Here is an 11,790-nt window from a genome sequence, read left to right as displayed (position 1 = left end):
GGGGGATGTGATTTTTGCCCTGAGGAGGAAGGAAAGGGGGGGGGGGGGGGGGGGGGGGGGGGGGGGGGGGGGGGGGCCCCCCCCCCCCCCCCCCGCTCCCGCGCCGCACCGGCTGTCGGTGGTCCGTGAGATCCTTGCTATCTCCATGACCACCGACGGAAGCCTGCTTGTGACCGCTACTGACCGTTCCATCGAGCTCGTCAACGCCGCCGCCCAGGCGGCCGCCGACCGGCTCGCGCACGACATCATCGCGTACGACGTCAGCGATGTGCTGTCGATCACCGATGCCTTCCTGCTCGCCTCGGCGCCCAACGACCGCCAGGTCAAGTCGATCGTCGACGAGATCGAGGAGAGGCTCCAGAAGGAGCTGGGCGCCAAGCCGGTGCGCCGTGAGGGCGACCGCGACGCGCGCTGGATCCTCCTCGACTACGTCGACATCGTCGTGCATGTGCAGCACAGCGAGGAGCGGGTCTTCTACGCCCTGGAGCGGCTGTGGAAGGACTGCCCCGAGCTGCCGCTTCCCGAGGACGCCGTCAAGACCCGGGGCAAGGCGGCGGAGCACGCCGAGTCGATGGGCGACGGCGGCGAGCGCGCCGGGGCCTCCGGTGACACGGACGGTGAGCTGAGCTGAACGGCGGCAAGGGCGGCAGGGGCCGCCGCATCATCCTGTGGCGGCACGGCCAGACGGCGTGGAATCTGGAGCGGCGCTTCCAGGGCACCACGGACATCGAGCTGACCGACGCCGGTGTCGCCCAGGCGCACCGGGCCGCCCGGCTGCTGGCCTCCCTGAAGCCGGACGCGATCGTCGCGTCCGATCTCCGGCGGGCCGCGGCCACGGCCCGTGAGCTGGCCGCGATCACCGGGCACGACATCGCGTACGACGCCGGGCTCCGTGAGACCTTCGCGGGCGCCTGGCAGGGCCTGACCCATGAGGAGATCGTCGGGCGGTTCGGCGAGCAGTACGCGTCCTGGAAGCGCGGCGAGCCGGTGCGGCGCGGCGGCGGTGAGCTGGAGACAGAGGTGGCGGAGCGCGCCGCTCCGGTGGTGCTCCACCACGCCGACAAGCTGCCCGACGACGGCACGCTCGTCGTGGTCAGCCACGGCGGCACGATCCGCACCACGATCGGCCATCTGCTGGGCCTGGAATCCCACCACTGGGAAGGGCTCGGCGGGCTCTCCAACTGCTGCTGGTCGGTCCTCGGCGAGGGCGCGCGCGGCTGGCGGCTCCTGGAACACAACGCGGGAACCCTCCCGGAACCCGTCCTCGGTGACGACGACTGAACGGCCCTCGGCGGCGACGGGGCCGGATTTCACTTTCCGGCTGGTCGCAGGCTAAAGTTCTTCTTGTTCGCGGCGCTGAGCGCGGAGAACACGCGGGGCTATAGCTCAGTTGGTAGAGCGCCTGCATGGCATGCAGGAGGTCAGGAGTTCAATTCTCCTTAGCTCCACAATCGGTTTCATTCTCCGGATCCCGTCCCTGGCAAGGGGCGGGATTTCTGGTTTCGGGACGTTCGTCCCCGGGCACGCCCCCTTCCTCGCCCCCGGGCTCGCCCATCGGCGGCCCCGCGCCGGGTATAAGCCCTAACAGGCAGGCCTTTTCAGGCTGCTCACCGGTCCTCGGCGTGGCAGAATCGGACCGCCGGAGGGGGGCGACGGACCGCATGGGGAGGAAGCGCGCACATGTCCGCCAGCAGCGTCGAGGAACCCGATGAGCTGCTCGCCGCGGCGGAGGCGCGTACCGGCCTCAGCTGCCCTTCGTGCGGCTCGTCCCATGTGGCTCAAGTACTTGGTGACAATGGCGGAATTTCCTACGTGTGCACGGCCTGCGGCCACAGCTGGAGCTGAGTGATGGGTGCACACAGGCGTAAATGCGACTGGTGCGGCAGTGGTACGCCGATCGTCCGGGACATGGATCCGCTCAACCCCGAGTACCAGTACTGGTGCGAGGAGTGCGCGCGGGCGCTGATCATAAAGGGCGACCCCATCGAGACGTACCGGGAGCTGGAGGGCGAGCCGATCTACGGCCGGCTCCTCGACGAGCACTGCACGCTCAAACGGTTCTACTCGTTCGCCACGGCCTGACCAGGGACACGGCCACGTACCCGATCAGGGCGGCGGCCGTCAGCGGATAGAGGGCGGACAGCGCCATCTCGGCGGCGCCCTGGGACAGTTCGGGGCGGCCGGTGCCGTGCGGGACCCACCACAGGGCGTACGAGCAGAAGACCAGCGCCGCGGCGAGCGCCCACCGGGCCCCGGCGCGCGTCCCGAGGAACAGCGCGATCGGTACGCACCACACCCAGTGGTGCGACCACGAGACCGGGCTGACCAGCAGCGCCGTCGCCGCGCAGACGGCCATGGCGGCGGCGCGTTCCCCGCGCAGCGCCGCGGCGACCGCCACCGCGAGGCCGAGCGCCGCCACCGCCGCGGCCGTGGCGGTCCACCATGGCGCCGGCTCGCCGGTGTGCAGCAGCCGGGCGAGGACCCCGCGCAGCGACTGGTTGGCGGTGTTCTCCGCGCTGCCCGCCCGATGCGTCTCGAAGACGGTCACGGACCAGAAGCGGAGCGAGTCGCGGGGGAGAACGGCGGTGGCGGCCAGCGTGGCCGCGCAGAAGGCCAGCGCGGCCGTCGAGGCCCGGCGCAGCCACGGGTTCCGGCCCCCCTTCCCGGCCCGTACCAGCCCGACGACCAGGAACAGGACGGCGAAGAGCGCGGGGGTGAGCTTGACCGCGGCGGCCAGGCCGGTGCCCACGCCCGCCCAGCGGTGTCCGTCGCGGCGGGTCAGGTCCCACATCACCGCCACCGCGAGCAGCAGATTGATCTGCCCGTAGCGCAGCGTCGTCCAGACCGGCTCGCACCAGACGGCGGCCGCGGCCACCCAGAGCGCGGTGACCCCCGGCCGGGGAAGCCGGCCGGGGGGAAGCGTCAGCCGCAGGGAGAGCCGCGCGAACACGACCAGGAGCAGCAGATTCCCGGCGGTGGCGAGCGTACGCAGCCCGGGAATGCCCGGCAGCGTGAGCGGGGTGAACAGCAGTGCGGCGAACGGCGGGTAGGTCGCCGGGAGTTGCGCGGAGGTCGCGCGCATCGCGTACAGATCCCGGCCGTCCAGCACCGTCCGGCCCTCGGCGCGATAGACCATCAGGTCGATCATGGAAACCCCGGCCGCGCGCTGCGCCGCCCAGAACGTGGCGAAGGACAGCAGACAGACCGAGGCGGCGAGCAGGAGGGAGCGCCGGTCGGCGGGGTTTCGGGAAGTGTTCCGCGGGAGCGTGGCGACAGTCACGAGCGCCGACAGTACCGGGCGTATCGGTCTTATCCGTTCAGACCGGAAACGATTTGGTGGTGAGCCCGAGGGACCGTGTAATGTTGGCGACGCCGCCGAGGGGAAAGCCCGGAGAGCGGCGCATCGCAAGGGGCTATAGCTCAGTTGGTAGAGCGCCTGCATGGCATGCAGGAGGTCAGGAGTTCAATTCTCCTTAGCTCCACATCCTCAGTACGAGAAGCGGGCCACCCGGATCGGGTGGCCCGCTTCTCGTGTGTCTTGCGGCGTGGGTGCCCGCGGGCCGGCGGGCACCCGTCGTGGACGCCCGCCGGCCCGTATGTCTCAACCGCGCCCGGGGCCCAGGGCCTTGCGGCCACCGCTGGGCGGCAGCGCGGCGCGCGGGGACCGTTCGGGGCGTACCGGCGCGGGCTGCTCGATACGGAGCGCGAGCGCGGGGCACCGGCGCACCGCGCGCTGCGCACGCCCGCGCAGATGCATCGGAACCGACGCGTCCGCGAGCGCCGGATAGCCGTCGGGCCCCATCCGGATCAGCTCAGGGACGATGTCCGCACACAGACCGTGGCCCTGGCACAGCGTCCAGTCCACGGCGAGCTTCTCGCCGCTCGGAATGGACTCCTCCGCCTCCTGGTAGCCGGGTCCCGGCAGCGGCAGCACGCCCGTCGTCTCGCGCCCGCAGCCCCCGTCCAGCACATGCGCGGCGAGGTCGTCGGTGAACGCCGACAGGGTGGAGGCGAAGAACCGAGCGGAGCCGTCGGGGTGCTTGCATGCCCCCCGGCCCTTGACCGCCTGGGTCACCGCGCGCAGCGCCTCCAGCGCGGCCTGGCCGCCGCCGTTGATGACATCGGAGAGGCCGCCCGCCGCCGCGGGCAGTCCGAGCTTGCAGGGGCCGCACTGCCCCGCCGTCTCGGCCGCGAGCCAGTTGGCGACCCGGAGCGCCTCGCCCAGCGGACAGGTCTCGGGGCCGATCGGCAGGATCGCGCCCGCGCCCAGCGCGCCGCCGAAGGAGGCGAAGGACTCCTTTGAGATGACGGCCTCGTGGGCGGCCATCGCGTCGATCCAGTTGCCGTGGTAGCCGCCGGTCAGCACGCCCTGGGGCATCGGCGGGGCGCCGGCCATCTGGAGGATGTACCGCAGCGGCACCCCGGACGGCGCCTCGACCACCATGGGACGGGCGACCGCGCCGGAGATGGTGAGCAGGACCGTGCCGGGCTCGCTGTCGAGCCCGGTGTGGCCGTACCGGCGGGCGCCGATCCGCGCGGCGACGGCCAGCTGGGCGAAGGTCTCGGCGTTGGACAGCAGCGTCGGCAGACCGGCCACCCCGGACTCGGCGGCGCGCTCGCGGCGGCCGGGCGGCAGGGCGGGCCCGCCGCCGATGGCGCGGATCACGGACGACGCCTCGCCCGAGACCATGCGCTCGGGGGTACGGATCACCCGCGCGCGCAGCGCCTGGCCGCGCCGGTCGGACAGTCCGCGTTCGGCGAGGGCCGCGCGGATCGAGACCTCGGTGGAGTTGCGGGTGACGGCGACGACCAGGGTGCGGGCGCCGAGCGCCTCGGCTGCCAGCAGCGCGCCGTCGAGTATGAGGTGCGGGGCGCGGTTGATGAGGACGGTGTCCTTGCGGCAGGGGGGCTCGCCCTCGCTGCCGTTGATCACGACGACCGGCCGTACGCCGCGGCGGATCGCGGCCTTGGCGACCGCCCGCAGCTTCTTGCCGAAGGGGAAGCCGGCGCCGCCGCGGCCGGTCAGGGAGATGTTCTCGGCGAGCTGCGCGAGACGCTCGCCGGTCATCGGTTCCAGCGGGCCGTGCACCTTGAGATGCATGGGCAGATCGAGGCGCTCGACCAGGTCGAAGCCCTGGGTCAGCTGGGGGAGGCCGACGACGCGGACTTCGGGGACGTCGGGGAGCGGGGTGTTCACGGTCGGTCTCCTGCGGGTGCGTGCCAGGGTTCCCCGGCCGGGGGCGGATAGAGGGGGCCGGGCGGGGGATCGGCGGGACCGGGCGCGGCCTGCGGCGGCGTGGCCTGCCGTGGGGACGCCGGGCCGGGAAAGTCCGGGCTGGAAGAGGCCGGGCTGGAAGAGGCCGGCGCCTGCCCCTCGTACGCCCCGCCCTCGTACGCCCCGGCCTCGTACGCCCCGCCCTCGTAGGACCTGTTCTCGTAGGCGGGCGTGGAGCCCGTGTCGTACGGGGGAGTGGCGGCCGTGCCGTACGCGGGGACGGATCCGGTGTCGTAGGCGCCGGTGCCGTAGGAGGAGGCTCCGGTCGGGCCGTAGGCCGAGGCGGGGCCCGCGTCGTACGGGGGCGGCGTATCAGGGGCGTACCGCGGCGAGGGGTCCGCGCCGCTTCCGTACGCGCCGCTCTCGTACGTGGGGATCGCGCCGGAGTCGTAGGGCGTCGACGCGGGCGGGGCGGAGGCCTGACCGGGCCGGGGCGGTGACGGGGCGGGCCAGCCGCCCTGCCTGCCCGCGGGCTCTTCGGGGACGACCGGGATCTCCTCGGTCATCGGTATGCGCTCGGCGAGCGGTATCCCGCCGGGGGGCGGCCCAGGGGGCGGGGGCGGCGTCGGCATCCGGGTGGTGGCCTCGGTCCCGAGCGAGACCGCGCGGTAGCCGGCCGAGAGGCCCGTACCGGTGTCCGACAGCGGGTCGGCGCCGAGGCCCCGGTACGGGTCGGCGCGGGGGGCGATGAAGGTGTCGGCCAGCGGGTCGACACCCGGGGAGGGATCGGCGGACGGCCGGGGCGCCTCGTACAGCGGAGGGGAGGGGGCGGCGAGACGCGGCGGCGAACGGGGCGGGTCGAGCGGCGATCCCAGCGGCGGGCCGGGCATGGCGGGCTCGCGCTGGAGGCGCCCCGCGTACCGTGGCTGCGGCGGAACGCCGATGGCGCCCGGGAGCGGGTCCGAGGCGAGGTCGCGCCGGGACGGCTCGGTCTCCGCCGTCTCACGGGCGGCTCCGGCCGCGCCGGTCGTCCCGTTCGCGCCGTTCGCGCCGGTCATCGTCACTATCTTGTCGGCGATCCGGGCCTTGAGCGGGCGGGGGAACAGCCGTACGGACACGGCGGCGGCCACCCCGGCCAGGGTGAGGCAGTACAGCGTGGTGACGTACGTGGCCGCGGGACGGCCCGCGAAGAGGCCGTGCACGAGAGCGAAGCACCAGGCCGGGTAGGCCAGCATGTGCACCGCCCGCCAGCGCCCCGCGAACCGGCCGGGGAGGGCGAAGGCGCTGCGCATCGCACCGGTCGTGGCGGCGACGATCATCAGCAGTCCGGCGAGCGAACCGAAGCCGATGAGGCCGTTGGCGCCGTCGATGCCGAGGCCGAACGGCACCAGGGCGCCGATCAGCGCCACATGGCCGAGCGTGACCTTGACGGTGACGTGCAGCAGCAGAAAGCCGAGCGAGGCCACCGCCGTCGCCCGGTGGATGCCCTGAGCCAGCAGCCGGTGCCGGGGGGACAGCAGCAGCCGGTCGGTGGCTATCAGGCCCCAGACGACGGCCCCGGACAGGGACAGCAGCGACAGCACGCCCGCGCCGAAATCGAGGAAGGCGCGGAAATCGTCGCCTCCCGCGACGGCGAGCAGTGGTACCAGCACCAGCGCGGCGACGGATACTCCGCCCTGTATCTGCCGGCTCTTGGCGGGATCCAGGCTGAGCGACGAACTGGTTTTGCGTTGAGGGTTCATGGGGGGCAACTCCGAATGGCTCGGGAAAGCGGTCCCGTTGCCGCATGCTAGGTGGCCCCATACCGGGCAGTACCCGGTTTGCGGGTTTAGCCGGGGCAAGGTGAGTTATCCGACTCCGCGGTTGCCCGGATAGGGGCTGATACGCGGAGTAAGGCGGGTGCGGTGCCTGCCCCGGCGCTCCCCCGAGGACCTCCGACACGCCCAATGCCGCTTCCGTGTCAAGCCCTTCTGTCAACCTTTTCGCGCGCTCTCACTCGTTTCTGCGCCCACTCTCCCCGGATCCTCCCGGCCTCCTCCCCGCCGTCTCCCCGGACTCTCCCCTTCCGGGCGGCTCTCGGGTGTGACCGAGGGCGTGACCGGAGACGTGGCTCAGGGGTGACCGAGGGGGTGGCCTCGGGTGTGACCGAGGGGGGTGGCCTCGGGTGTGACCGAGGGGGCCCCGTGCCTGCTGCTGGACGTGACGGAGGGCGTGATCCGGACGGAGCGGCGCCGCGTGATACGCCGGTGCGGGCCCTCCGGACGCTGCGGTACCCTGGCGCTATGCGTGCCGTACGCCTTCTGCTTAGCGGGCCGCGCTGATCAGTCCCGACGGAGACGGATGACAGAGATCCGGTCGGAATCGGCGCGGCGTCCCCTCCTGTGTGAGGGGCCTTTTTCGTTCACCGTCCGGCGCCGCCATTCGTCGAATGGCACGGCCGAATCCGCTGGCAGAGACGATCGATGGAGCTTCAGAGAATCATGAGCGAGACGAATTCCGCTGCTGCCGAGCCGGTGGCGCCGCACCGCTACACGGCTGCCCTGGCCGCCGACATCGAGGCACGCTGGCAGGACTTCTGGGACGCCGAGGGCACGTACGAGGCGCCGAACCCCACGGGCGATCTGGCCGGTGACCCGGAGCTGGTCGCGAAGCCCAAGAAGTTCGTCATGGACATGTTCCCGTACCCGTCGGGCACGGGTCTGCACGTGGGGCATCCGCTGGGCTATATCGCCACCGACGTGTTCGCCCGCCACCAGCGCATGACCGGGCACAACGTGCTGCACACGCTGGGCTTCGACGCCTTCGGCCTGCCGGCCGAGCAGCACGCGGTCGCCACCGGCACCCACCCCCGGGTGTCGACCGAGGCCGCCATGGACAACATGAAGGTCCAGCTGCGCCGGCTGGGGCTGGGCCACGACAAGCGCCGGTCCGTCGCGACGATCGACCCGGACTACTACAAGTGGACCCAGTGGATCTTCGTACAGATCTTCAACTCCTGGTACGACAAGGACGCCGACAAGGCGCGTCCGATCGAGACACTGGTGGCGCAGTTCGAGAGCGGGGAGCGCCCGACGCCCGACGGGCGCCCCTGGAGTGCGCTGAACGCCGCCGAGCGCGCCGACGTCCTGGGTGAGTACCGGCTGGCGTACGCCTCCGACGCGCCCGTCAACTGGGCTCCCGGCCTGGGCACCGTCCTGGCCAACGAGGAAGTCACCGCGGACGGCCGCTCCGAGCGCGGCAACTTCCCCGTGTTCAAGGCGAAGCTGCGCCAGTGGAACATGCGGATCACCGCCTACGCGGACCGGCTGCTGGGCGATCTGGACGCGCTGGACTGGCCCGAGGCCATCAAGCTGCAGCAGCGCAACTGGATCGGGCGCAGCGAGGGCGCCCGCGTCGACTTCCCGGTCCAGGTCGGCGACGACGGTCACACGGACGCCATCACCGTCTTCACCACGCGTCAGGACACGCTGTTCGGCGCCACGTACATGGTGCTGGCGCCGGAGCACGACCTCGTCGAGAAGATCGTCCCGGCCGCCTGGCCCGAGGGCACGCACGACGTGTGGACGGGCGGCCACGCGACCCCCGTCGAGGCCGTCGACGCGTACCGCAAGCAGGCCGCGTCGAAGTCCGACGTCGAGCGGCAGGCCGAGGCGAAGGACAAGACCGGTGTCTTCACCGGCGCGTACGCCACCAACCCGGTCAGCGGCGACCGCGTACCCGTCTTCATCGCCGACTATGTGCTGATGGGGTACGGCACGGGCGCGATCATGGCCGTACCGGCGCACGACAGTCGTGACTTCGCGTTCGCGCGCGCCTTCGAGCTGCCGATGCGCTGTGTGGTCGAGCCCTCGGACGGCCGCTCCACCGACCCCGCGGAGTGGGACGACGCGTTCGCCTCGTACGACGCGCGTCTCGTCAACTCGGCCGGCGAGGACATCTCGCTGGACGGTCTGGGTGTCACCGAGGCCAAGGCGCGGATCACGGAGTGGCTGGCCGCGCGCGGTATCGGTGAGGGGACGGTCAACTTCCGGCTGCGCGACTGGCTGTTCAGCCGTCAGCGGTACTGGGGCGAGCCCTTCCCGATCGTCTACGACGAGGACGGTACGGCGCACGCGCTGCCCGAGTCGATGCTGCCGCTGGAGCTGCCGGAGGTCGACGACTACTCGCCACGCACGTTTGACCCGGACGACGCGAACACGCAGCCGGAGACGCCCCTGTCACGGAACGCGGACTGGGTCGATGTCGAGCTGGACCTGGGCGAGGGCGAGGGCGTCAAGCGCTACCGCCGGGAGACCAACACCATGCCGAACTGGGCCGGTTCGTGCTGGTACGAGCTGCGCTACCTGGACCCGCACAACAGCGAGAAGCTGGTCGACCCGGCCATCGAGCAGTACTGGATGGGCCCCCGCGAGGGCCGGCCGCACGGCGGTGTGGACCTGTACGTGGGCGGCGCCGAGCACGCCGTACTGCACCTGCTGTACGCGCGCTTCTGGTCCAAGGTGCTGTTCGACCTGGGGCACATCTCCTCGGCCGAGCCGTTCCACAAGCTGTACAACCAGGGCATGATCCAGGCGTTCGTCTACCGGGACAGCCGCGGCATCGCCGTGCCGGCCGTCGAGGTCGAGGAGCGGGACGGCGCGTACTGGTACCAGGGCGCGAAGGTCAGCCGCGTGCTGGGCAAGATGGGCAAGTCCCTGAAGAACGCGGTCACTCCGGACGAGATCTGCGCCGAGTACGGCGCGGACACGCTGCGGCTGTACGAGATGGCCATGGGGCCGCTGGACGTCTCGCGGCCGTGGGACACCCGCGCCGTCGTCGGCCAGTACCGGCTGCTGCAGCGGCTGTGGCGCAACGTGGTGGACGAGGCGACCGGCGAGGTCACCGTCGTGGACACCGCGGACGCCGACATCGACGTGGACACGCTGCGCGCGCTGCACAAGGCGATCGACGGGGTCTCGCAGGACATGGCGGGGCTGCGGTTCAACACGGCCATCGCGAAGGTGACCGAGCTGAACAACCAGCTGACGAAGACGGGCGGCCCCGTCCCGCGGTCGGTCGCCGAGCGGCTGGTGCTGCTGATCGCGCCGCTGGCCCCGCATATCGCCGAGGAGCTGTGGCGCCGGCTGGGCCACTCCGGCTCGGTCGTGCACCAGGACTTCCCGGTCGCGGACCCGGCGTATCTGGTCGACGAGGCCGTGACCTGTGTGGTGCAGATCAAGGGCAAGGTCAGGGCGCGGCTGGAGGTCTCCCCGTCGATCTCGGACGAGGAGCTGGAGGCGCTGGCACTGGGTGACGCGGCGGTGGTCGCGGCGCTGGGCGGCGGGGGCATCCGGAAGGTGATCGTGCGGGCGCCGAAGCTGGTGAACATCGTTCCCGCGTAGTACCGCGCCGTGTGGTACCGCTGCGCGTAGTACTCGCGTGGTGGGGCACAGGGCTTTCCCCTACGGGCAGGTTGGGGGTTCCTGAGGAACCCTCGGCCTGCCTGTTCCGTTTACCGTGGAAGAAGCGGCGAGCGGGAAGCCGCCCCGAACACGGTCGAATGCGAAGGTGCGCCCATGGACATCGTGATCCTCATCGTGGCGCTGCTGTTCGTCGCGTTCGTCGCGCTGGGGGTGGTGGTGAGCGTGAAGGCGGTGCGCGCGGCCAAGCGGGGCGTGGACCGTACGATCTCGCAGGCCCGCCGGACCGTCGAGGACACCACGCTGCGTGCCAGGAGCATCGGGCAGACGGGCACGGCGGGCGAGCTGGCGCAGCTGCGGCTCAGGCTGCGGACCTCGATGCGGGCCACGCAGGACGCCCTCCAGGCCGGTGCGGTGGAGGACGCCTCGCTGGCGGAGTCGGTGGACCTCTTCCGGCGGCTGAGCGCCCACGGCCATGAGCTGGACGACGAGCTGCGGCAGCTGGAGCGGGACCCGGACCGGGCGAGGGTCGTGGAGCGGCTCCAGGATGTGCGTGAGCGTACGGAACGGATCACGCACGCGGCGGACTCGCTGCGCTGGGCGGCGCGGGACCGGGCACAGAAGTTCGCGGAGGACGATCTGTCGTCGCTGAGCGCGCAGATCGACATGGAGGCCGGGGCGCTGCGCCACTGGTCGTCGGCGGAGGGACAGCCGGAGCGGGAGCCGGCCGTGTGGCCTGAGCCTGAGGGTTCCGGGGCCGGGGCCGCCGGGGCGGAGCGCGCGGGGCCCGCGGGCGGCGACGAGGGCAGGCCCGAGGCGATCGAGCCGCCGGATCCGCGCCGGCGGCAGACGTACCCCTGGCAGAAGGCGCCGGGGAAGACCAGGCCCGAGACCACGACCTGATGGTTCGGGACGACGAGCTGATGGTTCGGGACGCCGACCTGATGGTTCGGGACGACGACCTGGCCGTTCGGGATGACGACCTGATGGTTCGGGACGACGACTTGACGGTTCGGGACGACGACTTGACGGTCCTTCGTGGGCCACGGTCTCGACGGTCCTTCCTGGGCCACGACGTGACGGTTCGGGACCGCGATCCGGCGAGGGATCGCGGCGGGTGCGAGGGCGGAAACGATCACTGACGCGGGGGCGGGCTGCCGACCGGGGGCCACGACG

The 11,790-nt window shown here is 72.0% G+C and carries 9 protein-coding genes and 2 tRNA genes; 8 read left to right on the top strand and 3 right to left on the bottom strand.

From position 1 onward, the window contains the following. Window positions 1–145: 145 nt before the first annotated feature. From rsfS to ACZ7LS_RS03000, 4 genes are all read left to right on the top strand, one after another. Complete coding sequence (gene rsfS / locus ACZ7LS_RS03015; protein ID WP_382674208.1) at window positions 146–631, top strand: ribosome silencing factor; 486 nt, start codon at window positions 146–148, stop codon at window positions 629–631. After that, window positions 628–1,281, top strand: coding sequence for a histidine phosphatase family protein (locus ACZ7LS_RS03010; protein ID WP_382530649.1), 654 nt, complete (start codon window positions 628–630; stop codon window positions 1,279–1,281). Before rsfS ends, ACZ7LS_RS03010 begins: the two co-directional genes overlap by 4 nt. Window positions 1,282–1,375: 94 nt before the next feature. Next, a tRNA-Ala gene (locus ACZ7LS_RS03005) sits at window positions 1,376–1,448 on the top strand. 400 nt (window positions 1,449–1,848) lie between these two features. Next, complete coding sequence (locus ACZ7LS_RS03000) at window positions 1,849–2,082, top strand: hypothetical protein (protein WP_030352343.1); 234 nt, start codon at window positions 1,849–1,851, stop codon at window positions 2,080–2,082. Here the strand turns inward: ACZ7LS_RS03000 and ACZ7LS_RS02995 are convergent. Further along, window positions 2,051–3,280 (bottom strand): glycosyltransferase 87 family protein, encoded by a 1,230-nt coding sequence (locus ACZ7LS_RS02995; protein ID WP_385137112.1) that lies wholly within the window; start codon window positions 3,278–3,280, stop codon window positions 2,051–2,053. The genes ACZ7LS_RS03000 and ACZ7LS_RS02995 overlap by 32 nt on opposite strands. Before the next feature lie 129 nt (window positions 3,281–3,409). On the opposite strand from ACZ7LS_RS02995, the gene ACZ7LS_RS02990 reads away from it, so the two are divergent. Next, a tRNA-Ala gene (locus ACZ7LS_RS02990) sits at window positions 3,410–3,482 on the top strand. 119 nt (window positions 3,483–3,601) lie between these two features. Here ACZ7LS_RS02990 and ACZ7LS_RS02985 read toward each other — a convergent pair. Both ACZ7LS_RS02985 and ACZ7LS_RS02980 read right to left on the bottom strand, forming a co-directional pair. Then, window positions 3,602–5,197, bottom strand: a complete 1,596-nt coding sequence (locus ACZ7LS_RS02985) for a ferredoxin (protein ID WP_382517969.1) — start codon at window positions 5,195–5,197, stop codon at window positions 3,602–3,604. Next, a complete protein-coding gene (locus ACZ7LS_RS02980; protein ID WP_385129867.1) occupies window positions 5,194–6,957 on the bottom strand; it encodes a ferric reductase-like transmembrane domain-containing protein in 1,764 nt (587 codons plus the stop codon). The genes ACZ7LS_RS02985 and ACZ7LS_RS02980 overlap by 4 nt, the downstream gene beginning before the upstream one ends. 738 nt (window positions 6,958–7,695) lie before the next feature. Between ACZ7LS_RS02980 and leuS the strand changes: the two genes are divergently transcribed. The 3 genes from leuS to ACZ7LS_RS02965 all read left to right on the top strand — a co-directional run bounded on the left by leuS (window position 7,696) and on the right by ACZ7LS_RS02965 (window position 11,756). Next, window positions 7,696–10,596: a leucine--tRNA ligase gene (leuS, locus tag ACZ7LS_RS02975; protein ID WP_385129869.1), complete on the top strand. Its 2,901-nt coding sequence runs from the start codon at window positions 7,696–7,698 to the stop codon at window positions 10,594–10,596. Between the two features lie 174 nt (window positions 10,597–10,770). Further along, on the top strand, window positions 10,771–11,517 hold the full coding sequence (locus tag ACZ7LS_RS02970; RefSeq protein ID WP_382517976.1) for a hypothetical protein: 747 nt from the start codon (window positions 10,771–10,773) through the stop codon (window positions 11,515–11,517). After that, window positions 11,517–11,756, top strand: coding sequence for a hypothetical protein (locus ACZ7LS_RS02965; protein ID WP_385129871.1), 240 nt, complete (start codon window positions 11,517–11,519; stop codon window positions 11,754–11,756). The genes ACZ7LS_RS02970 and ACZ7LS_RS02965 overlap by 1 nt, the downstream gene beginning before the upstream one ends. Window positions 11,757–11,790 lie beyond the last annotated feature (34 nt).

This window comes from Streptomyces sp. NPDC039430 (assembly GCF_055639435.1).
Note: the sequence above shows the minus strand (reverse complement) of the source record. Positions and strands in the feature narration are given on the sequence as shown.